General features: G+C 40.5%; 20 protein-coding genes. 11 read left to right on the top strand and 9 right to left on the bottom strand.

The window, feature by feature from the left end:
• Positions 1-246: 246 nt before the first annotated feature.
• From EFY79_RS01965 to EFY79_RS01980, 4 genes are all read right to left on the bottom strand, one after another.
• Positions 247-1,353, bottom strand: coding sequence for an alkene reductase (locus tag EFY79_RS01965; RefSeq protein ID WP_123118979.1), 1,107 nt, complete (start codon positions 1,351-1,353; stop codon positions 247-249).
• An 84-nt stretch (positions 1,354-1,437) separates the two neighbouring features.
• Positions 1,438-2,421, bottom strand: a complete 984-nt coding sequence (locus EFY79_RS01970; protein WP_123118980.1) for a helix-turn-helix transcriptional regulator — start codon at positions 2,419-2,421, stop codon at positions 1,438-1,440.
• 300 nt (positions 2,422-2,721) lie between these two features.
• The gene (locus tag EFY79_RS01975; protein WP_123118981.1) at positions 2,722-3,231 is read right to left on the bottom strand and encodes an OsmC family protein; all 510 of its coding nucleotides are present in this window, start codon (positions 3,229-3,231) and stop codon (positions 2,722-2,724) included.
• A gap of 674 nt (positions 3,232-3,905) precedes the next feature.
• A complete protein-coding gene (locus tag EFY79_RS01980) occupies positions 3,906-4,295 on the bottom strand; it encodes a winged helix-turn-helix transcriptional regulator (RefSeq protein ID WP_199727411.1) in 390 nt (129 codons plus the stop codon).
• 116 nt (positions 4,296-4,411) lie between these two features.
• On the opposite strand from EFY79_RS01980, the gene EFY79_RS01985 reads away from it, so the two are divergent.
• Positions 4,412-4,960 carry a YceI family protein gene (locus EFY79_RS01985; protein WP_123118982.1) on the top strand — a complete coding sequence of 183 codons (549 nt, stop codon included), beginning with the start codon at positions 4,412-4,414 and terminating at the stop codon, positions 4,958-4,960.
• A gap of 122 nt (positions 4,961-5,082) precedes the next feature.
• Positions 5,083-5,940, top strand: coding sequence for a pirin family protein (locus EFY79_RS01990; protein WP_123118983.1), 858 nt, complete (start codon positions 5,083-5,085; stop codon positions 5,938-5,940).
• Between the two features lie 108 nt (positions 5,941-6,048).
• Here EFY79_RS01990 and EFY79_RS01995 read toward each other — a convergent pair whose 3' ends face one another.
• From EFY79_RS01995 to EFY79_RS02010, 4 genes are all read right to left on the bottom strand, one after another.
• Positions 6,049-7,233 carry a PAS domain-containing sensor histidine kinase gene (locus EFY79_RS01995; protein WP_123118984.1) on the bottom strand — a complete coding sequence of 395 codons (1,185 nt, stop codon included), beginning with the start codon at positions 7,231-7,233 and terminating at the stop codon, positions 6,049-6,051.
• Complete coding sequence (locus EFY79_RS02000) at positions 7,172-9,100, bottom strand: PAS domain-containing protein (RefSeq protein ID WP_123118985.1); 1,929 nt, start codon at positions 9,098-9,100, stop codon at positions 7,172-7,174. The genes EFY79_RS01995 and EFY79_RS02000 overlap by 62 nt, the downstream gene beginning before the upstream one ends.
• 210 nt (positions 9,101-9,310) lie before the next feature.
• The gene (locus EFY79_RS02005) at positions 9,311-10,357 is read right to left on the bottom strand and encodes a carbohydrate-binding family 9-like protein (RefSeq protein WP_123118986.1); all 1,047 of its coding nucleotides are present in this window, start codon (positions 10,355-10,357) and stop codon (positions 9,311-9,313) included.
• A gap of 81 nt (positions 10,358-10,438) precedes the next feature.
• Entirely contained in the window at positions 10,439-11,476 is a 1,038-nt protein-coding gene (locus tag EFY79_RS02010; protein WP_148041828.1) for a sialidase family protein, read from the bottom strand.
• A 498-nt stretch (positions 11,477-11,974) separates the two neighbouring features.
• Between EFY79_RS02010 and EFY79_RS02015 the strand changes: the two genes are divergently transcribed.
• The 5 genes from EFY79_RS02015 (at position 11,975) to EFY79_RS02035 (ending at position 17,549) form a co-directional block, all read left to right on the top strand.
• A complete protein-coding gene (locus EFY79_RS02015; protein ID WP_233577903.1) occupies positions 11,975-12,553 on the top strand; it encodes a Crp/Fnr family transcriptional regulator in 579 nt (192 codons plus the stop codon).
• Positions 12,554-12,628: 75 nt separating this feature from the next.
• A complete protein-coding gene (locus tag EFY79_RS21345; RefSeq protein WP_158605121.1) occupies positions 12,629-13,528 on the top strand; it encodes a DUF4267 domain-containing protein in 900 nt (299 codons plus the stop codon).
• 218 nt (positions 13,529-13,746) lie between these two features.
• On the top strand, positions 13,747-14,940 hold the full coding sequence (locus EFY79_RS02025) for a DUF1624 domain-containing protein (RefSeq protein WP_123118989.1): 1,194 nt from the start codon (positions 13,747-13,749) through the stop codon (positions 14,938-14,940).
• Between the two features lie 49 nt (positions 14,941-14,989).
• Positions 14,990-15,565 carry a GNAT family N-acetyltransferase gene (locus tag EFY79_RS02030; protein ID WP_123118990.1) on the top strand — a complete coding sequence of 192 codons (576 nt, stop codon included), beginning with the start codon at positions 14,990-14,992 and terminating at the stop codon, positions 15,563-15,565.
• Between the two features lie 337 nt (positions 15,566-15,902).
• Positions 15,903-17,549, top strand: coding sequence for a serine hydrolase domain-containing protein (locus tag EFY79_RS02035; protein WP_199727412.1), 1,647 nt, complete (start codon positions 15,903-15,905; stop codon positions 17,547-17,549).
• A 17-nt stretch (positions 17,550-17,566) separates the two neighbouring features.
• Here EFY79_RS02035 and EFY79_RS02040 read toward each other — a convergent pair whose 3' ends face one another.
• Complete coding sequence (locus EFY79_RS02040; RefSeq protein WP_123118991.1) at positions 17,567-18,568, bottom strand: hypothetical protein; 1,002 nt, start codon at positions 18,566-18,568, stop codon at positions 17,567-17,569.
• 290 nt (positions 18,569-18,858) lie between these two features.
• On the opposite strand from EFY79_RS02040, the gene EFY79_RS02045 reads away from it, so the two are divergent.
• From EFY79_RS02045 to EFY79_RS02060, 4 genes are all read left to right on the top strand, one after another.
• Positions 18,859-19,077, top strand: a complete 219-nt coding sequence (locus tag EFY79_RS02045) for a hypothetical protein (protein WP_123118992.1) — start codon at positions 18,859-18,861, stop codon at positions 19,075-19,077.
• Between the two features lie 272 nt (positions 19,078-19,349).
• Complete coding sequence (locus tag EFY79_RS02050; RefSeq protein WP_123118993.1) at positions 19,350-19,958, top strand: hypothetical protein; 609 nt, start codon at positions 19,350-19,352, stop codon at positions 19,956-19,958.
• A 6-nt stretch (positions 19,959-19,964) separates the two neighbouring features.
• Positions 19,965-21,152 carry a serine hydrolase domain-containing protein gene (locus EFY79_RS02055; RefSeq protein ID WP_123118994.1) on the top strand — a complete coding sequence of 396 codons (1,188 nt, stop codon included), beginning with the start codon at positions 19,965-19,967 and terminating at the stop codon, positions 21,150-21,152.
• A gap of 32 nt (positions 21,153-21,184) precedes the next feature.
• Positions 21,185-22,882, top strand: a complete 1,698-nt coding sequence (locus EFY79_RS02060) for a serine hydrolase (protein ID WP_123118995.1) — start codon at positions 21,185-21,187, stop codon at positions 22,880-22,882.
• Positions 22,883-22,917 lie beyond the last annotated feature (35 nt).

Below are 22,917 nucleotides of genomic sequence, written 5' to 3' on the forward strand. Positions count from 1 at the left end.
TTGCGTTTATAAACCAACGTAATTAAAATTCGTTAATTTCTCCGGAGTTAAAATAATACCAATGCCCGGCATCGGATTTACTGCGCCAGCGACCAGGGTTCCTTGTTTGCACTTAACAAACAATGCCCGGGCCAAACAGCCCGCGACGTTTGTAAATTAACTTTCTATTCTACAAGTAAAATTTCACTCCATCGTTGGTGTTAGTGAATTAACATCTAAGCTGCACCGGTGACGACTGCTGCTTTATTAATAAATTTCATTTTGATTTATTTTTGGTCTTGATAATAGATTTGTTATCGGGTAATCGGTGTAGCCCCTCGAACCGGTGGTATAAAGATTGGCGAAGTCCACCGGATTCAGGTCTGAACTATTTTTTATTCTTTCTACGAAATCCGGGTTGGATAAAAAAGAGCGCCCAAATGCAACCAGGTCAGCGAAACCGGCATGAAGGGCCGCTTCTCCTGTTTCAGGTGTCAGGCCGTTACTTAAGATGATGGTTCCTGAAAAATTATTGCGAATGCCATGAAATGTTTTTTCCGGAATAGCCGCGTTCACAGCTACATGTATATATGCAATGCCGATGTTATCCAGGTTCTGTGCAATCCATTCGTAAGTCAGCCGGGTTTCCTGTTCATCGTACAATACCAGATCTCCCAATTTTGAATAAGGCGAAAATCGAATTCCTGTTTTTTCAGTTCCAATGGCATTAGCCACTGCCCGGACTACTTCTATTGTAAATCTGCTTCTGTTTTCGATGTTGCCCCCATATTCATCAGTCCGGTTGTTTACATTCGGATTCATGAATTGTTCGAGCAAATAACCGTTGGCGCCATGGATTTCCACCCCATCAAAACCGGCCTTGATGGCGTTTTCTGCCGCCAATACGAAATCCCCGATTACTTTATTGATGCCGTCTTTCGAGAGGGCAACCGGTGCAGAAAAATCCTGCAAGCCTTTGGTGTCGGTAAAAATCTGCCCGGTTGCCTTTATATCTGAAGCGCCTGCCAAAGTGGTTCCTTTGGGCAGATTATCGATATGGCCTATCCGACCTGTATGCATCAACTGCAAAAAGAATTTGCTGCCACCTTCGTGCACTTTTTTCGTTACCTGCCTCCACGCCTCCACTTGTTGTTGGCTAAAGATTCCGGGTATTCGTGGGTAACCCAATGCCTCGGGAGCAGGAGCTGTGCCTTCGGTGACAATCAATCCGGCGCCGGTGCGCTGGCCATAATATTCAGCCATTAAAGAATTTGGAAGATTATCAATGGCACGGCTACGTGTCATCGGAGCCATAACCACATGATTTTTCAGATCGAGTGGGCCTTTAATAAAAGGCGTTAATAATTTTTTCATCTTTACTATATTTAATAATTTGATACTGCAAAGATGAATCGCAATGTAAGGTCAAAAATAACCTTGTAGGGCATTAAAATAGTCTTATCCGGCTGAAGAAAACTTTTTTGGGGTTATTCCATAATGTTTTTCAAACAAACGGCTGAAATGACTCAGGTTGGAAAAACCAAGCTCGTAGCCTGTTTCGGAAACGGTGTGTTTTGCCTGTCTTAGTAAAAACGCGGCTTCCTCCATTCTTGCCTTTTGAAAATAATTATAAATGCTATCACCAAAAGTTTGTTTGAATAGTTGTTTTAATTTGGTTTCACTCATCGCAGCCATTTGTGCCAGCTCGTGCAATACAGGAGGAGCGCTTAAATCGCTCAAAAGTTCACTACGGATCATCAGTAATTTTTCGGCATCGGCATTGTTGATATTTTTATGGCTTATATTTTCCCTGCCTGAAAGTTGCCTGAATAGCAGATACAAAAGTTCCAGTGTTTTTATCTGAATATAAAAATGACTGAGGGCGTCGTTTATTATTGTGCCGGCGATATTTTTCAGAAGCAATTTCATTTCTGCATTCATGCTTTCAAAAAACAAAAAAGAGGCTTTTTCGGTAGTGATGGTTGTTATCGTGGCATTTGCATCTGCCATAGACAAAAGCGTTTTAAGCCTGGAAGCGGTAATGCCAATAACCATATACCGGGTATGCGTATTGGCAGGAAACCGGATGGTAGAACTGAAATCATTCGTAGTGACCTGGATCGCAGATTGGCTGTTCCGTGAAAAAGAAATGCGTCCGTCCTCGTTATATTTCATCTCAAGGTCCTGCTCATTATTATAAAAAAATATACCGAGGAAATCGTTCATTTCCAAAGTAGGATCGCGCCTGATTACCAGGTCTTCTTTTAACGTATAACTATGCATCAGTAATCTGAAATCATCAGCAAACGTTATTTTACGTACAAATCCTTCGCCCATACTTTCAGGTATTTTCAGCAAATTATTATGTATTGGCATTTCAATTTGCCTGGCAAACTGGGTAATGAAGTCAAAATCAGGAGATGCAGTAAACCGGAGAATCATTCGATGCTGTTATGTATTCTTATAATGTTCATTAAGCTATCCATTCCCATGCAATTTGGAACCTGTATTTGTAAAAGTCACTAATTTTAACGAGAGAACACCATTTTTGGAAAGTACACGCCAACATGAATCAAATGACAATTCCCGCGTAAATAAATTTGGGTGATGGTTTTCCGCAGGAGCGTTAATTAATTTTCAATTATAAGAGTGCCAAAAAATTGCTCCCTGGCCGGTGTTCTTATCGAATATTACAATTTAAGATAACCTTTCTGATCAATGGAATTGGTGGAAGGTTGCCGTTTAGGCTGAAGTTTTATAAGCTGTTTCTATTGCCACCCCTTTGGTAAGTGTTTGATAAACCACGCAATATCTTTCTGTAAGTTTTTTCACACTCACAATTTGTTCCTCGGATGCATTACTATCGAGGTCAAAGCGTAGACGAATATTTTTAAATCCTACGGGCGCTTCTTTTGAAACACCCAGGGTTCCTTTGAAATCAAGGTCGCCTTCCGCTGTAATCGTGCCGCCTTTTATCTCAACACCAATGGAAGTGGTAACAGCCTGCAGCGTAACACCCGCACAAGCCACTAATGCCTGCAAAAGCATATCTCCCGAGCACGCAAGCAATCCTGTTCCCCCGGTAGCAGGATGAAGCCCGGCTTTTACCATTGCCCTGCCCGTTTCAACGTTGCACGATATATCTTCCCCAATTTTTCCCTCTGCCTTTAAGGTTATAATAGCCGATTGCGGCTGCTGATGGTACTTCTCTTTCAGAGGCGCCTGCAGATTTTTAAGTGTAGCGGTATTCATAGTACAAGTTTAGTCAAAAAACCCGAAAGGGTAGAGAACCCTGGAATTCGTTAATCTTCCCCCTTCTTTAAAAGCATAAAATATAATTGCTGTTATTTCCGGCTTTACGCGGGAATAGCTTAGCGTATGGATTTGTTTTATGCATTTTTATTTTTGCATGATCATTTTGAGTTCCGTTAACTCCTTTTGTAATAAGTCCTTATGATTTCTTATCTGGCTGGCCCGAGTATAATCGCCAGGGAAGAAAAAATGACTATGTAAGATTTCTCAGTAAACGGATAAATTCACTGGATTTTTATTTTCGTGAATAAATTCGGACTAAAATCCTTTCTTCTCTTCTTCCCCCTGATGCAAAGCTGGCAAAAGCCTTAGGCACATTAGGCGTTGCTTTACTGCAAAGTGCAGCCTTCCAAAGCCGGAACCGGCATTATGTTATACGCAACCGATGATATAAGCATCAATGGAGACATTAAGCAGTAACCTTGACAGTGGCTTTGAGCCGGGTCGTATTGGAGATTTAGATCAATCTATTCTTTTCTGTTTTTATGGCTTTTATGTTTATTTAGATTTAGCCGGCGACGCAGAAAGCCAGTAAAATACTTCCCGCAAAACGGTGCTCCTATGCGAATTGTTATATACAAATTCCGCTCTGCCAGGCGGCATTCCGGGGGCTGTTAATTTGCAAGCGCTTCCTTTTTGATACTATTTTTTACATTTTCCCGGTGCATGGCTCCCCATTCACTTAATGATTTCAATACCCCGTTTAATGTTTCGGCATATTCAGACAATTCGTATTCAACGACCACAGGCATTCCGGTAAATACATTCCGGCTTACAAAGCCGTTCAGCTCAAGGTCTTTTAATTCTGCAGAAAGTACTTTTGCAGATATCCCGTCTATTACCCGGTGAAGTTCATTGAATCTTCTGTTGCCCTCCCTTAACGCGACGATGATACGCAGCTTCCATTTTCCTCCGATCACATACAGCGCATCGGCGATGGCATTCAACGTTGCTTTACATTCTGAGGGTGAAGGGTGTTCCATCTTTGTTTTTGATACAGCCATAGAAATTAATTTATACTAACCTAAAGGTAACTACTAACCTTTTGTATAGTGCTTACTTTTTGTGAGCGAAGGTACATAATTTTGCATTATTAAATTAAATCAATAAAACAAAAATTATGGCAAAGACAAAATGGTTACTCGATCCAACGCACAGTGAATTGCAATTTAAGATTAAACATCTGATGATTAGCAATGTATCGGGCGCCTTGAAAAACTTTCAGGCAGAAGTAGAAACTGAAGAAGAAGATTTTAGCACCGCGAAAATTAGCCTGGTTGCAGAAATGGATTCAATATCCACTAATAATGAGCAACGCGATGCGCATTTACGCAACTCCGATTTTTTTGAAGTAGAAAAATATCCTGAATTGAAATTTAAATCAACAAAAGTTGAAAAAACAGGTAGTGATATTTTTGCATTATACGGTGAATTAACGTTGAAAGGTGTAACGAAACCGGTGAAACTCAATGTTGAATTTAATGGAACCAGCAAGGATCCCTGGGGTGGAGAAAGGTCTGGCTTTGTAGTCACCGGAAAAATTAACCGTTCTGACTGGGGCGTAAATTTTAATAGCGCGCTCGAAACCGGCGGAGTGGTGCTAGGTGAAGAAGTAAGGATCAGCAGTGAAATACAATTGGTAAAACAAGAGGTAGAGGAGCTTGCTTAATCGTCAACAAAATTGGATGAAGGTTGCCAGCCGCAGGCACGACGCGCTCTTAAGCTAAGCGAACCTATCTCAGGTTGGCAACCTGGTCCGTAAATCAATAAATTTTTAAAATAAAAAGCATCATGTTAATCAGGAGGAAACTATCAAAAATACATACGCCGCAAGGGCAGCCCGGCTTTTTAGGACCCGGCCACATCGCCCGGCCCGTAATTAGCGGTAGCTTTTCCGACAGCGACCCTTTTATTCTGCTGATGGACGATATGTTGGATAAAAAAGACAACGAGCCGGTGGGCGGGCCGCATCCGCATGCTGGTTTTGAAACGGTTTCTCTTTTGCTGGAAGGTGAAATGGGCGATGAGCCGCATAAGATGAAAGGCGGTGATTTTCAGATAATGACTGCCGGCAGCGGAATCGTTCATACGGAAACCATCGAAAAGAAGGCGAAAATGAGGCTGTTGCAATTATGGTTAAATCTTCCAAAGAAAGACAGGGCTGCGGCCCCGCGGCTTCAGCACTTATCTTTTGAAGATGCGCCTGTGTTATCTGAAAACGGTGTCTTCATTAAATTGTACAGTGGTTCGTTAGCAGGTCTTATCTCGCCTATTCAAAATTACACGCCGCTTATTCTGGCTGATATTACTATGGAAGCCGGCGCAGGCACGGTTCTGCAGATTCCCGCAAACTATAATACTTTCCTCTATATACTTAGTGGTGACGTAAAAGTTGGCGAGGATAAGAAACTATTAAATACCAGCCAGGCAGGATGGCTCGATTTGTCTGATGAAGCTGCGCTAAGCGACCTGCAAGTAAGTGTGGGTGAAGAAGGAACCCGTTTCATTCTTTATGCCGCAAAACCTACCGGCGATAACATTGTTTCTCACGGGCCATTTATTGCCGACAGTTCAGAAGACATTCAAAGGCTGTACCGCAAATACCGGCAGGGTAATATGAAACACATTTCAACAGTCGTTGGGGAATAGTAAATGAACAAATAATACAGATTTATATTCAAGGCAGAAAAAATAAGGACTGGAGATCCGTGAACTAACCTGGAGCATAAGAGTCGGGTTAGATTTGTTTTCTTTTTACTATCCGGCTGTTTCAGTGACCTTGCGATAATCAAACGGAAGCCAGATATAAAAAGTAGAACCTTTGCCTACACTGCTTTCAAACCATATCTTTCCGTGGTGCCTTTTAATAATTTCCTCACAGATATAGAGCCCAATTCCCATACCGGGGTACGTTGACTGGTTATTGCTGTTGACACGATAAAACTGCTCAAAAATGTGGCTTTTATCTTCCAATGGAATACCAATTCCAAAATCCTTTACAGATAATTGAACGCCATCTTTCTGTATCTCGTGAGTAACAATTACTTCGTTGCCCGTGGAATATTTTATCGCATTGGTAATAAGATTATTCACAACCTGCGCAATTTTATCCGTATCGCCATAAAAAATAGCCTGTTCCTTCCCGGCATGATAGATAATACGACGGCCGGGATTTATTTTCTGCATGTCGTCAACTGTTTCTTTCACCAGGGCGATAAAGTCATAAGAAGCCTCTGTATATAATAATTTACCTTTTTCAACCCTGATGTTGTCAAGAAGATCTGATATAAGTGTGGTAAGTTTATTTACCTGCCTTCCTAATTTCTTCTGGATTTCAGTAATCGTTTCATCACCCTTTTCCTGGAGCATCATTAAGGCTATATCATTATAGGCCTTAATGGTAGTTACCGGTGTTTTAAGTTCATGACTCGCCATTGAAAGGAATGCATCTTTTCGCTGCCGTTCTTTTATTATAAAATCAATATCGGTAAAAGAGCCTACCCATTTAATAATTTTATGGTTACTATCATAAATCGGCTCTCCTACTACCGTATGCCATCTGTATTCGCCGGTCTTACTTTTAATCCGGACTTCCCCTTCGTACACATCGCCGAGGGCAATGCTTTTTTTCCATAATCCAACGATATTTTCATAATCTTCCGGATGAACGACAGATTGCCATTTTTCCATTGTATCGCAATGAATACCGCAGTATTCTGTCCACCTTTTTGACACGAATTCATGCTTACCATTACCATCAGTCATCCAAACCAATTGAGGGAGGCTTTCCGCTAATGAGCGAAAACGCCTTTCACTTTCTTCTAATTTTTCCTGCGATTTTTTTCGCTCTATGAGGTCAGCAGCCTGGCGTGCCAAAACATCAAACAACTGCAGCTCTCTTTCTGAGGGTTGATGTGGTTTGGACCAATGGGTAGAGATCATTCCAACAACATTTCCGGCCCGTGAAATCAGGGGGTGTGGACTGAACAGCCCTCATCCCCGACAAAAGGGAGAAGTGCAGATCTTCCGTTCCGGCCATTACCTCGTCCTCGTTGATATCCGGAATGATGATCCGCTGGTGATTCATTAATGCCATTCCGCAACTGCTTTTTGAGTCGGTATTTACCCATTCCCAGAATGCGGCCGCATCGGGATGAAATCCTTTATATGCCAGCAATTGCAGTTGGTTTTTTTCCGGGTGATACATCTGTATACTTCCCATATCCGACCGCATCAGTTCAACTGCGGCATTAACAACCTGCCCATACAGATCGGTAACGTTTTCTTCCTGGATCAACAATGTACTCAGTCCCTGTAATTTTTTAGTGCCTTCCAATTCATCACTGAGTCGCTCTTCGCTTTCACGCAAGGCTATTTCCGCCTGCTTAATATTCGAGATATCCTGGAAAATATTGATCGCTCCTTTTATCTTTCCTTCTTCATCAAATAAAGGATCAATATTTACGGCTGCGTAGAATTTTTCTCCATCAGGCCTTTGCACCAAAGCTTCTACGTTGCGAAATGCCTGCCCGTTTTTTAAAGCGATTGCCATAGGCGTGCGATTCGGAGGAATAAATGTGCCGTCAATATCCCATAGTTTATAGCAGGCGCAAAATTGCAAAGATTTATCTTCCAGATCCGGAGTATAACCCCAAAGTTTCCTGGCCACTTCATTATAAAATAAAATTCTTCCTGCGGCATTACAGGTATACACAGCCACTGGAAGTGAAGTAACCAGTTCCCGGTATTTCTTCTCACTTTCTTCTATTTTTTTACGGGTTTCTGCAAGCACTTCAACCCGCTTCCGTTCTTCTTCTACTGAATGCATATTGTTCATTTCAAGCAGGATCTGATCCGTGGCCAATTCAATAAAAGACTGGTAAACGGAATCAAATTGCCGGTAAGGATTTAACCCGATGGTAAGAACAGCATTTGGATAATTCTCATTTGAAAGGCAAAAAGGAATATGCAATATTTGCTCCGGCACTATATCCCAAAAGCCCATAGGAAGTTTAGGTCTTCTTCCTTTATTAAAAGACAGAACAACCTCATTATTTACGATAGCCTTGCAAATATTCCACGTATTATTATCAGGTTCCTTTATATTGATAATTTGAGGCAGGTAATTATAGTGAGCTTCATTGCCTGCGGTTGCTACCATCTTTGCTTCATGACCTTCTATTTTATAAAAGCAGGCAAATGGAAAATCCTTATTATTTTCTGCTAATATTTCGGCGGTTTTTGTATAAATATCTGTGAGGTTTTTTCCATTTAAAGAAATTTTTCCCAGTTTGCCCAGTGTTTCCAAAGCTCTGTCGTTGATTACCCGTGAGGTATCGTCGGTGTTAGCACAAAACATACCGGCAGTAGCGCCATCGGCCCCTGGTATTGGCGTGTAGGAAAAAGTATAATAAGTTTCTTCAGAATAACCATTTCGGTCCATTATCAGCAACTGTGATTCTGAATAAGTTCCCTCATCCTCTTCCATTACTTTTTTCAATAGCGGATGGATGTCATGCCAGATGTCTTTCCATACTACCGAAGCCGGTTGCCCTAAGGCTTCGGGATGTTTTCCACCAACAATAGATTTGTAGGGGTCGTTGTATAATTTAATAAGGTCTTTCCCCCAGCCGATCCAGATAGGTTGACGCGAAGAAAGCATGATGCGGACGCAGGTTTTCAGGCTTTGATCCCAGCTTTTTGGATTGCCAAGAGGCGTGCTTTCCCAATCGAAATCACGGATTCGTTCCCCCATCTCACCACCCCCCGATAAAAAAACAGGAACTTTGCGTTTTGTAGCAAAACTCATTTTTAAACAGATTAGAATTAAAGATATAAAATTTAAATAATCCTCGCTTTTTTCTTTCTAACTCTGAATAAAGAGCTGGAATTCATCCCGTATCACGCTTCTTTTTGTTCATAAATTACGTAATACTTTCACGATTTCAAATGAAAAAATCGCCACTATAGAGGAGTAAACGGATAAATAATTAAAAATTTGATTCCAGCGCCGGACACCTCATTTCGATTTCCAGATTTTTCCATCTTCTTTTATATTCCATGTGCCGTAATCGCTATCATAGCGTATCAGGAAGCCCAAGGGATTTACGCTGATCTTACAATTCTTTTGATGTAATTTCCGGTTATAACGGCGGTTGCGGGAAAAGAACTTCTTCTGATCGTAATACAATTGGCGCAGCTTCCACTTTATGGCTTCTTCTTCTTTATAATTGAAAGCAACTTTCGTTCCGGCGGGCTCGTTAGTAAACTGCAGATAGCCCCAGGTTTCAGGCTGATGCATATTTATTTTTCCCTGCTCTGACCATACCCAGTTGTATTCAGGATAGGCTTTTCCTGTTTCGGGGTTTATTTTTTTCTGATAGCCTTGTCCATTTTTTTCTGTCTGCCAGTTAACCCGACTGAAATTGATTCGCCACTGATCACCATCTGCTGGCTTTCTTCTACGTGGTACCGCTTCAGCAAGACTTTGCAATGGAAAAGCCAATTCCACATCCCAATATTGATCCGTATCGGAAGGATTGTTTAACGTTCCTTCGATATGTGTTGCTGATTGCAATCCCGCTATATTCCAGCCGCTTATAGGAAGACCGCCATCGCGGTAAGGCTTTGTGAGAAGGAGATCCCACCCGGTATTCCGCGCATTTATTTCAAATTCATAATAAAGATGTGTATCGCCATCGGGATCCATAAAAACTTCAAAATCATTTTCCTGGAAAATGATGGTGTCGCGCTGAGTGAGCGTAGCCCAAATATCCTTTTCCTCCAGGCGGGCAAACACGTACAAATAATTTTTATCCCAAAGCATTTTCACCCTCGTATCCTGCAAGGGCTGTGGCCGGGTGTGGCCTTCGATATCTACGAAATCTTCTGTCCATTCCTGTTGTTGCCAATCGGGTTCATTCATCAAGCCATCGATGGTTATTGTACCTGTTGCTTTGTGGCAAATGTATTTCCGGGGGTTAAAAACAAAATTTTCATACTGTTGTGCAGATGCCTTTGTTGTATAGCAGAGGTATAGAAAGATAAACAGTATCAAAGATTTCATGCGTCGAAATTATGGTAACGGTTTGTTTTAAAAATGAAAGTCCGTTTACACAATTTTTGAAATGATTTTCAAAATTCCCGATTACAAAGCGACTACAGAGGCATGAAGTTGCTTGTCTTTTTCCCATATACAAATGGCATGTTCATCGTCCAGCGCTTTTAAAACAGGAAGACTTCCATTTCCAATTACTTTCTTTTTTCCGACTGCTTTCATGCAAATCACTTTTTCGTCATCTGTCCAGGCATACATATTTATATTATTGACTGCCGATATGGTACAATTTCTACCTTCGCCTATCTTAACTTCAGGAACACCAGGTATGGCGGTGAAAATATTCCCTTCGCGCTTCCAGACAGTTTGAACTTTTCCGTTTTTAGTAATTGCAAAGCCGCCTCCATCCATAGGGCATGCATTTAATTTCCAGCTACCTGTCCCCAGCTTTTGAGCGGCAGAAAATGAATTACCATTATTGTCTGATTCTATCAAATACAGGTCTCTATTGCCTTGCAGCCAGTTGCGAAACATTACATATACGGTTTTTCCTTTCACAACCACCGAAGGTTTGCAACACGGACAAACGCCGGTATCGGGTGACGTATAAACCATAATATTTTTAGACCAGCTTTTGCCACCATCGTTGGATTCAGCGCCATAAATTTTATTTCTGCTGTTTCCCCTTAAATCAAGCCATACTGCAAATGCATTTTCTCCGTCTGCTCCCAAAGCCATTAATCCTTCCTTCGCAATGGTATCTACATCATTTACCCGCGCTCCCTGCCTCCAGTATTGTTTGTCTTTGTAATAAGAAAAAATATTTCCGTTGGAAGTGCAGGCCGTAATAATAATACCCGAATTATTGACAGCTATTTGCGGTCCGCGCATGGCGAAAGAAAATAAATCCGGTAATACCGCAACCACCGATGGCAAAGAAAAGGACTGCCCATTATCTGAAGAAGCCGTATACATAATAGAATCGCCAATACCATAAGCCACGTGAATTGTTCCGCTCTTATCTTTAGCGATATCCGGCACTTGCCCATTTCCGATTACAAAATCGGGCTTCGCAATTGCTTGCCTTTCTTTACATGAAATGACAGCGGAAAGGATAATTAGTAACAAGGAAATTTTAAGAGAGCTATACATTTTTGAGTTCCTTTTTTAATGAATTTGATTTGTCAAAATTAGCGATAAAAAACACAGGCAGAAGAGCGGAAAGCTCAAATGATAATATAAACAGTTTGCAGGTTTGACGGCCCTCACATTTGCCTGTTTCTTAAGTCGCAGGAACGCACCAAACATATTCGTGTTATAATGCTTTTAGCTAATCCTACTATTTGCGATTTTGCCAAAGACGCGGGGTGCAGATGATAAAGCCTTTTAAGATACATGACCTCCTGACAATGATTAGGAAATATGTAAGAAGCGATAATGTGATTCCCTAAATCATAGAGCTATTTTGACAGCACATTTTTTTAACCACTTATTATTCAAATATGTTGAATAGAGTCTCCTGTTTTAACGCGCTTACATACATCTACAATTTTCTGAAGATGATGCATATTTACTACTTTCGAATATTTTATGAGCGATTATCGCAATTCGGAGCAACACCTTATCATGATAAATATCTTACTTGACAGCATACAAAATACAATAAGGCTAAACCAGGAAGAGAAAGACATCGTAAGGTCTTTATGGACGGAAAAAAATTATAAAAAAGGAGAATTCTTTTTAGCCGAAGGCCAAATTTGCAAGCAGGTAGGGTTTATTGTAAATGGACTTATGCGTTATTACATCAATCATGACGGAGAAGACAAAACATACGCTTTTGCACAGGAAAATGAGTTTGTCTGCAACAATGAAAGCTTTATACCTCAAACTCCTTCAACAAAAAATATCCAGGCATTGGAAGATTGCGATATTCTATATATCTCTTATGATGATTTACAAACGTTTTATAAGTCCGTTCGACTGGGGGAGCGGTTTGGCAGGCTTATCATTGAACAGGTTTTTATACATACATTGCAAGATCTTGGCTCGTTTTATACCGACACACCTGAACTTCGCTATGAAAAATTCATGAGAGAACACCCTGACCTGCAGCAAAGAATTTCTCAATACTATATCGCATCGTATGTCGGTGTGAAGCCTCAATCGCTTAGCCGTATTCGTAAAAGACTTTCAGCATCAAAATAATTTATTAACCCGGGTGCATAGATTTTGGGTTTAGGCAATAGAGTTTTGTGTCATAATTTTTAAAAATATTAAACTATGACAAAGAACATCATTATTGCAATCGCTTTTTTGACCGGGCTGGGATTAATTTTTATAGGCGCAAGATTTTTAATAGCGCCTGAAGCAGCAGAAATCAGTTATGGCATACATTTTAATGAAAATGGTGACTACTCTTTTCATTACATTAAAGGAATACGCGACTTACTTTCGGGCTTGCTTATCTGCATTTTCGTGTTGAGTAAACAAATAAAAGCATTAGGTACCTTTTTATTGCTGGGCACAATGGTTCCCGTTGTGGATATGCTTATCGTTTTAAGTAAAGACTACAACAGCCCGGCGCAGGCTATCCCTCATGTTTCTGCAATTGTTATATGCTTTTCTTTGGGATTGATTTTATTAAGAAATAAGAAGAAGCAGAATAATAACCGCGAAAATTTTACCAAAATAATTCAGTCAGCAGCTACTACTAATAAAAGTATAATTGAGTTTAACATAACTCCGAACGAAAAGACGCCGTGGCATTATCACACACTTTTCTCAGAAACCTTCGAAGTGCTGGAAGGCGCGTTGGAAGTTGGACAAAGCAGCCAGGTTTATCAACTACGACAAGGCGAAATTGTAACCATAAAGCCCTATGAAAAACATTACTTCCACAACATTTCAAAAACCGAATGCCTGCTAAAAGTAACGGTAAGCCCGGGCAATCTAAATTTTGAAAATTCGCTGTTAATATCAAAAGGACTTGCAAAGGATGGATTAGCAAGCACATCAGGGGCTCCTAAAAAGTTACCAGACCTTGCATTATTCGTTTTCCTGAATAATTCTAAAATGACAGGAATTCAAAAAATTGCTGAACCTTTTTTTAACTATCTCGCAAAAAGGGCAATTAAAAAAGGGCGTTTAAAAGAATTGACGCTTACCTATTGCAGGCAATAAAACCTTCGCTGGATTGGATTATGCAGATGTGAATGACTCGGTAACCGGCAATCCCGATGCAAAGAAAGTGCTGAAATAACGAAAACAATTTTAAAAGAAAACAGAAAGATTAAAAGAAACTAACGTTAGCTTTGATCTGCCAATATATCCTTCAGCAATACCAGCTTTCATCAATGGAATACCAATAAATAAAGGACATAATTCCAAAACACAACTTCATGCAACCCATATTAACTTCAAAAACAAGAAGGATAGAATCCATCGATGTGCTCAGGGGGCTGGTAATGGTTATCATGGCGCTTGATCATGTAAGGGATTATTTCCATCCGTCCGCAGACCCGCTCGACCTGGCCACCACAACTCCTTTGCTGTTTTTCACCAGGTGGATTACTCATTTTTGCGCACCGGTTTTTGTATTCCTTTCCGGCACGTCCATTTATTTACAAAGCTTGCGTAAAACAAAAAAAGTACTGCAAACTTTTTTGATAAAGCGCGGCCTTTGGCTAATATTGATAGAGATTGTTGTTATCTCATTTGCATGGACATTTAATCCGCATTATAATGTCATTATCTTCCAGGTGATATGGGCCATCGGTATCAGTATGGTCTTACTGGGCCTGCTGGTACGCTTGCCTTTCAAAGTTATTTTGGTAATTGGATTCATCATTGTGTTTGGACACAACCTGCTGGACATCCCGGAATCAGCCCCGGGATTTGAGGCTGGTTTTTGGTGGAACCTGCTGCATCATGGTTTTTTCGCGGCATACCCGATCAGTCAGTCTCATGTATTGCTAATCATTTATCCATTCGTACCCTGGGTGGGCTTGATGATGCTGGGCTATTGCACCGGTGTATTCTTTTCGCAAAAATTTACTGTTGAGCAAAGAAGAAAGATACTGAACCGTATTGGCATTGGTTTAATTGTTTTGTTTATCGCAATTCGTTTTATCAACGGTTATGGAAATCCCGAGCCGTGGCACATTCAGAAGAATGGCTTGTTTACACTCCTGTCATTTATTAACGTTCAAAAATATCCTCCATCCTTATTGTATATGTGCGTTACGATCGGGCCGGCTTTCCTGTTGCTGTCACTTTTTGAAAAAATAAAAAATGGTTTTACCGCGGCAATAAAAATTTACGGCAGAGTTCCATTCTTTTACTATGTCATTCACCTTTATGCGATTCATATTGTGTCTGCAGCTTTTGTTTTCATCAAAGGGCATTCCTTTGCACAAGCAACCACTATCAGCGGCGGTATGCCTTTTTATTTTTTGGCTGCAAAGGACGGTTACAACCTTTTGGTAACCTATATCATTTGGATCGCGATAGTGATAGCCCTGTTTCCATTGTGTAAATGGTATGATAATTATAAAACCCATCACAAAGAAAAATGGTGGTTGAGTTATTTGTAAAAAGAAAAGACAGAAAATGATAATTTTATCTTCTTAAATAAAATTTTTTGTGAACAAAATAAGATGTGCCCTGTCTTCTGATGCTTCTTCTATTCTTGATATTTATGCTCCATACATTGCAAACACGGCCGTAAGCTTCGAAACGGAGGTTCCCACAGTCGAAGATTTTACGCGAAGAATAATGGGGAACCAGGAATCTTGCCCGTGGCTGGTTTATGAATCAGGTGGTTTTATTGCGGGATACGCTTATGCATCCAAACACCGCGACAGAGCTGCGTATCAATGGTCTCTTGAAAGTTCCGTTTATGTGAATGAGAGTTTCCGGCAACAAGGAATTGCTACGAAGCTTTATCAAAAATTATTTCAGATTTTAAAATACCAGGGTTGCAGAAACCTTTATGCAGGTATTACTTTGCCCAATGAAAAAAGTGTCATTTTTCATCAAAAGATGGGTTTCAGTAAGATCGCCGATTATAAAAATATTGGGTATAAATTTAATCGCTGGCATACCGTCGGTTGGTATGAACTACAATTAAATGTTTACAGCGATGCGCCTGCTCCGTTTATAAAGTGGAGCCAAATTGAATCAACAGACCGTGATGCAATTATGAACCCAATCGCATAAAATAAAAACCTGGCTTATTTCTTCGTTTACTGGAATCCATTAAGATCCACCTTTCGTTAATGCATTTTTCTTATGTATTCATCCAGCCTGGTGACTTTTTCGTCTTTCAGTTTCAGTCATTGTACACATCAACGGATCTTGACCGCCATCTGTATTTTGAACATATTAGGTGTACCACGAAGGCACAAAAACACGAAGAACTTTTTTCCTTTGAAAATAAAAAACGAAGTTTTTCTTTGTGTCTTAGTGGTAATGCCTCCCTCTTGTACATCTCCGCTCTGGCACAACTCTCCTTGCTTCTCTACAGTAAAGCAGGAAATAAAGCAGATTTTATTTTGTGAAGACAGTGCAAGAATTTAAGCTGCCCTGTTTTTTGGAACCATCTCCTACTTCTCATGAACCGGATTCTGCAAATCCTTATTTTTACTGCATGAGGAGAAAATACAAAACCAATGTCGACATCCCTAGAATAATCACGACGCTGTTTTTCACTATTGTTTTTTCAACCGCAATAGCACAATCCTACAGGCCGCCATTTTTCGCTGATAAAAACCGGAGCGCGAAGATTGCTGCCACCTATGCAAGGCTTGATTCACTGTTTCAGCAATATGCCGCAGAGAAACATTTTCCCTCCATCTCTTATGGATTGGTGGTGGATGGCCGGCTTGTTCATTCTTTTTATTCAGGCACCATCAATTTTGAGAAAAATATCGCCGCTTCACCGTTATCTGATTACCACATTGCCTCTATGACCAAAAGTTTTACCGCAATGGCGATTTTGAAATTGAGAGATGAAGGAAAACTATCGCTTGATGACCCAATTGAAAAATATATTCCTGAAGCAAAAGGCATGAAAACCGTTACCACGGATGCTCCGCTGGTTACGATTCGCCATTTGCTGACTCATAATGCCGGGCTCCCGGAAGATAATCCCTGGGGCGACAGGCAATTGGGTAGGAGTGATGCCTGGTTGGATAGCCTGTATGCAGATGGAATTTCTTTTTCTACAACGCCCGGTACTGGCTATGAATACAGTAACCTGGGATTTGCATCTTTAGGATTGATCATCAAAAAGGTCTCCGGCAAAACCTACCAGGATTACATCACCCAAAATATTTTAAAGCCCCTTGGAATGACGCACACGTGGTGGGATTATGATGATGTTCCTGCTAACCAGTTGGCAATTGGCTATCGCTATGTAGATGGGAAATTCGTAGCACAGCCGTTATTACACAGCGGGTCGTTTGGAGCGATGGGCGGATTGATTACCACCATCGGAGATTTTGCAAAATACATGGCGTTCCATCTTTCTTCATGGCCTCATGACGGTGCAGATAATGGCCCCATAAAAAGAAGCTCGTTAAGGGAAATGCAGCATGCATGGAATTTCTCGCGTGTGTGGACGGGTGAAAAAAATGCAAAAGGCAAGGATTGTGATATCATTGATTCGTACTGCTATGGATTGCATGAATACCTGGATTGTGACGGCGTAAGAACGATTACACACAGTGGTGGCTTGCCGGGATTTGGCAGCCAATGGCGCATCCTGCCCGATTATGGTTTCGGTTTCGTCGTTTTCGGCAACCTCACCTATGCGCCTATGGGAGCGGTTTTGACCGCCGCCATCGATTCTCTGTTAAATTGGGCGGAGCTGGAACCACGCGTTTTACCGGCCTCCCCAATCCTGGAGAAAAGAAAGCAACAAATTATGTCATTGCTTCCGTCCTGGAACAATGCGAAGCAATCGCGAATATTTGCGGACAACTTTTTTGATGATTACTTTATCGCCGACTTGCAAAAACAATCCGGGGAAGCGTTTAAAAAGGCAGGGGAAATTCTATCCGTCTCTGATGTAGTTGCCACCAACCAGCTACGCGGCTATTTTATAGTAAAAGGAGAAAAAGGGAATATTAAAATTTGGTTCTCTCTTTCTCCTGAGCCGGAGCCTAAGATACAGGCTTTTAGGATGGAAATGGCAGATTAAGAAGTGAGGATGTTTTACTATCTGTTAGTTGTTTTTCTCTTTTCGTGTATGCGTTCCCGTAAGTTATGAAAAAATAACTGCCGGTCTCTTTCGCTGATTTCACTTATAAGCATTGATTTTCTAAGCAAAATTTTAAGTGTTTCAAAGGTATAATTAATAAATTCTTTGTTATTGGTCATTATATAATTGATAACGTTGTGATTCAGGAAAACCATTTTTTCTCCATCCAGCTCAACAGCGATGGTATTATCTCCTAAGATGAAATCATTAATATAAACGCTATATTTTACTTTGTTTTCCGGTTCCGGTTTGCCGGGGGGAAATTTATAACCATGTTCTACCTGGGTTTCTATATGGTCAACTAATTTTTCAAGACAATCATAAACTGTCTCGATATCCTGCTGCGATTTAAAAATTCTTGTTTCCGTGTAGTACGCTATTTGCCTTATCGTGGTATTGATGCAATCAACATTCCATATTTCAACAGAAGGAATTTGCAGGTATAACTCCGAAATTCTTTTGCCCGTGTTGTTGAAAATATCAATGTAATCCTCAATTAAAAACTGGTTTTTATTGTACTTCGGATAATCGAGGTCGTAACGGCTCCAGAAATAACATTTAAATGCAGCCAGTTCAGGAAACATAAAATGGTGAAAGATGGGGATGTCCTTATTCAGGTAAAGCATTTGTTTCTCTTTTGAAGGAATAAAATATTCCAACTGGCGCACGATGCCTTGCAGGTAGTTTTCAAAATCAAATGTATGGCGGTCAATATTTTTACCCCAGAAAATTAAGGAATCGTTTTGCAGGTGCAGGAAGCTGTCTAAGGAAATTTTATAGTGTGATGCGAGAATTTGTATTTCATCAAATGTCAAATGTTTCTCACCTCTTATGCGCCTGTAAGCGCTGTCAATACTCAGGTTCAACTGTTCTGCAATAGCATCCACCAGTGACAGGTGTGATGGTAAACGGCCGCGTATCTGTTGTAAGAAATCGATTTGTAATTCGGCTGCATTCACGATGTATCAATTATTTATTAAATATAACTATTTTTAAGTAGGGACAGGCCGCGACCTGTCCCTACATTATATTCACTTCCTGATACAAAGTTGTCACTTTTTTATAATATGTTATTATGAAAAAAGATATTTTTGCAACAGATATCACCCCCGGTTTGCAGAAAATATAAAATCTAAAAAGAATTCCAACTCCATTTGCTAAAACCGCAAAATTTAATTCCGCTTTTAGACAATATCAATTAGGTAACAGGAAAGACGCAATTGAACTTTACATCGTAAAACAAAGCGTTATGAAAACGATTATTTTTTCCTCCATGATTTTGCTGGTAACACGGCTAACAAAAGCACACCCTTTTACAAAGTATGCAAGGGCTATTTACGAAACTCATGTTGAAGCAGCAAAAGCGCCCGGGCGACTGAATGAAGCAACTAACGGCCCTATAAACGTTTTTGTATTCACAAGAGAAAGGAATGCAACGCATCGGCGCATGGGGAGAGAATTCAACTAAGGGTGGTGAATTGAAGAATATTGCAACCATTGCTTTTGGACCGAAGACCCGTAACTAAAAAAAATTTCATAAATCAAGAAAAAAGATTACAAGGGCTTTAAAAGATTTAAAACCCGGATTGGTAAAATTTTAATTGAAAAAATATACAAAAAAACCAGCAAGTTGATAGCAAAATTATTGTAGACTCCGCCGGCTAACCTAATGAAAACGGTTCGCTGGTTTATCATCGGTTTGTTTTACAAAAACACGTGTAAAAAATAAACCTTTTCACCATGAAAAATAAATATGGCTTTTTTCTGCTTCTGCTTGTTACAACATCGGCCCCAGCTCAAAAACAAAAAGAAATAAGCATTGCCTTCGTAAATGCCGCAAGTGCCTATCCCTTCTCACAATTCAGCAGTCTAGCCACAAGCATCGCACAGCCGGGTGTTGAAATAGGTTATGGTTTCAACTGGAAAACAAAAAACAAACACGACTGGTACCAGGAAATTAAGTTCGGATGGCTGTATCACAGGTATGTGCAACATGCACTTCCATTATACACGGACGTTGGGTACCGGTATAAATTTTCGAAACATTGGATGGCCCAGTCAGCCATAGGAGCCGGTTACCTGCATTCGATTCCTGCAACAGCAAAACTTAAACTCGATAATAACGGAGAATATAAAGATGATAAAGGAATCGGAAGGGCGCAGGCAATGGCCGTGTTAAATTTTAGCATAGGATATATCCCGCATCCCCTGAGTGCAAGGCCTTTGAAAATATTTATAACTTATCAGCAATTATTGCAAACACCATTCGTAAAAGCTTATGTTCCCATACTTCCCTACAACATACTGCTCATTGGAGCCACTGTTCCTTTGCAATCACTTAAAAAATAAAAAGACATGAAAAATTATATACTTTTTATTTGCGTGGCTCTTGTCTCTGTCTCCTGCAAAAAAGCGCAGGTACAACCAACTCATCTATCAAACATTGACGTTCCCTGGAGTGATTCAAGTGCCCTGCATCCAAAGAACGCAGCCTTTTCGGCGTTGCTAGAGAAGTATCACGACAAAGGTTTACCAGGGATATCACTTTTGGTGAACGATGCTAACGGTACATGGGTAGGTTCAATTGGCAAAGCCGATATAGAAAAAAACATTCCTTTTACTGTTGGACAGGTTTCTAAAGTTGCCAGCATCACTAAGCTTTTTATGGGTGTCCTGGTTTTTAAACTGATAGAAGACTCTGCACATACAGGAATTGGATACAATGCACTTTATACAAAAATTAATAACTGGCTGCCATCGTCTGTTACTGGTAAGGTTCCCAATGGAAATAAAATTACCCTCGGCGATTGCCTGAAACATGAAACCGGCGTACCTGATGTGATAGAGCAGGATGCTTTTTACCTTGCCGTTTTAAACAATCCAAACAAAATATGGAAGCCGGAAGAACTACTTAAATTTATTTATAACAAGCCGCCCGTTTTTAATCCAGGTGATACTGCTATTTACTCCAACACCAATACTGTTTTGGTCATTATGGTGATTGAAGCCGCAACGCATAAAAACCATAGCGACCTTTTGAAACAGTATATTTTAAATCCATTGCATCTTGCCAATACCTATTATCAGCCGCATGATGTTTTGCCCAATACGGTGGCGCAGGGATATTTTGATTTGTATAATAACCATACCATTGTAAATGTTTCCAACCTGGTGACAGGAAGCGGCAATGGCTATGGCGGAATCTACAGCAATGTATTTGACCTGTTTACCTTTGAAAAGGCATTGTTCATTCAACAAACATTGATAAGCCAAAAGTCACTTGCCATTATGCAAACCTATGGCAAGAAGGATGACACTAATTTTTACGGATATGGTTTGCAAAAATCATACATCCAGCCAAATGGGGATTACGGAATTGGCCACAAAGGCCGCGACCTGGGCTACTCAGCCAATCTATTTTATTTTCCTCAAAAGGGAGTAACGCATATTTTCTTTGTTAATTATGGAACCGATGCTGAGAGCGGGCTTAAAGATGTTTTCAAAAGCTTCGTTGATGAGTTGGTTGCGCTCACCTTACAATAGATTACCATCATTTTAAACCAATTATATTCATTATGAAATCAATTAAACTTGTAATGATGTTAATGATTCTCTTAACATCACATGCTTCGCCGGCACAGACAAAAGAGGATTATCTGAGAAGATTTCCACAATTTAAAAATGGCGAGGGGTTTTCAGGCAGTGTGCAAAGAAGGCTCCAATCGGTAATTGACAGTTTTCAAAATAATCCTGCCAATCCCTTTATTGGCGGCATGTCTGCAGAAATAAAAGTAGATGGCCTTGCAGATTGGGAAGGCGCTACCGGCTATGCCGCTCGTAATGTAGAAGAAAACAATAATGTTGTTGCAGGTGGTACTCCATTTACAGTAAATACGTTGTCGCGTATTTATAGTATCACCAAAACATTCACTTCGCCTTTGGTTCTGGAACTTGCTAATGGAGGCGCTTTTAAATTGGATGACCTCATTAGCAAATACATTCCGGTCAATGCAATAAATCCGGGCTTAGACAGTCATGTTACGATAAGGCAATTACTCGCTCATGAAAGCGGCTATAGCGATTTTACAGATGAAATTAATTTACAGATTGCGGTAGCTGCTCAACCAACACATGTATGGACGCCTTATGAAATGCTTTCATTCGTTCACCAAATCAACCCGGTGGGAGCGGTGCGTAAATATTCCAGTACCAACTATGTATTGCTTGGCGCTATCATAGAAACAGCTACCGGCAAAAAGGTGGAGGATTTTTACCGGGATCGCTTTTTCAATCCATTAGGCCTTAAGTCAATGTACTTTGATGTAAGAGAACCCAATCCAAATAACAAAATTTTAGCAGCGCCGCACGACAATATCAGCGCTTTCAATCCTGTTTTTTTGCAAACAGGCCAGCCCACTTTCCCTGATGCCTATACGAATATTTCCACGTTTCCTTATACGGCCATTGCCTCGCTTGGCTTTACAGGGGGCGCTATTGTATCAGATGTAAAAGACGTTGCAGAATGGAGTTCCGATCTCTTTAGCGGTAAGGCCACAGGCAACAAAATTCTCAATACCATGTTACAATCCATAGCTCCTAACCCCGATGAAGATGGCGACAGGCTTGGCTACGGCCTCTTTCTTTCAAAAAAAATAAGTGGCGTTTATGATTTTTACGGCCATGATGGAAATGCGCCTGGTTATCGTTCCGTTATGTTTTATCAGCCTGATAAAAAGCTAACGCTGGTAATATTAACCAACTATCATGGAGCAGATATTTATGCCATTGCAAAAGCTTTATACAATGCCGTTCCTGATTTCATCTGTGAAAATAAAAAGAATGAAAAGGTTACTATTTGCTTTCATGGCAAAAATTTATGCATGCCACGCAATGCCGCTTCAAGGCTCATTGCACAGGGAGGCACATTGGGCGCATGCGATGAAAAACATTCAGTTCCGTTTGCAGAAGAAGAGGCAACATTAAATCCCAAATCTGCATTTGCTTCTAAAAATACTGAATTCCAGGGCGCGTTCCCCAATCCTTTTACCAATTCTGTTACTTTCTCGTTTAAGACACAGGAATCAGGCACGGCAAGCATCAGGCTGTATGATATGAACGGTAAAATGGTAGCTACTGTTTTTAATGGATATGTACAAAAGGGAATTGTGCAACAAATCCATTTCGATGGCAGCAAATTACCTGCAGGTACTTACATAAGCAGGCTCCAAACGTCCTCAGCCAATTGGGAACAAAAGTTAGTAAAGGTTCATTAGCACATGCTGCTACAGTGGCTGGTATCTTGCATACG

The organism is Hanamia caeni (assembly GCF_003721595.1).
GTDB lineage: Bacteria > Bacteroidota > Bacteroidia > Chitinophagales > Chitinophagaceae > Ginsengibacter > Ginsengibacter caeni.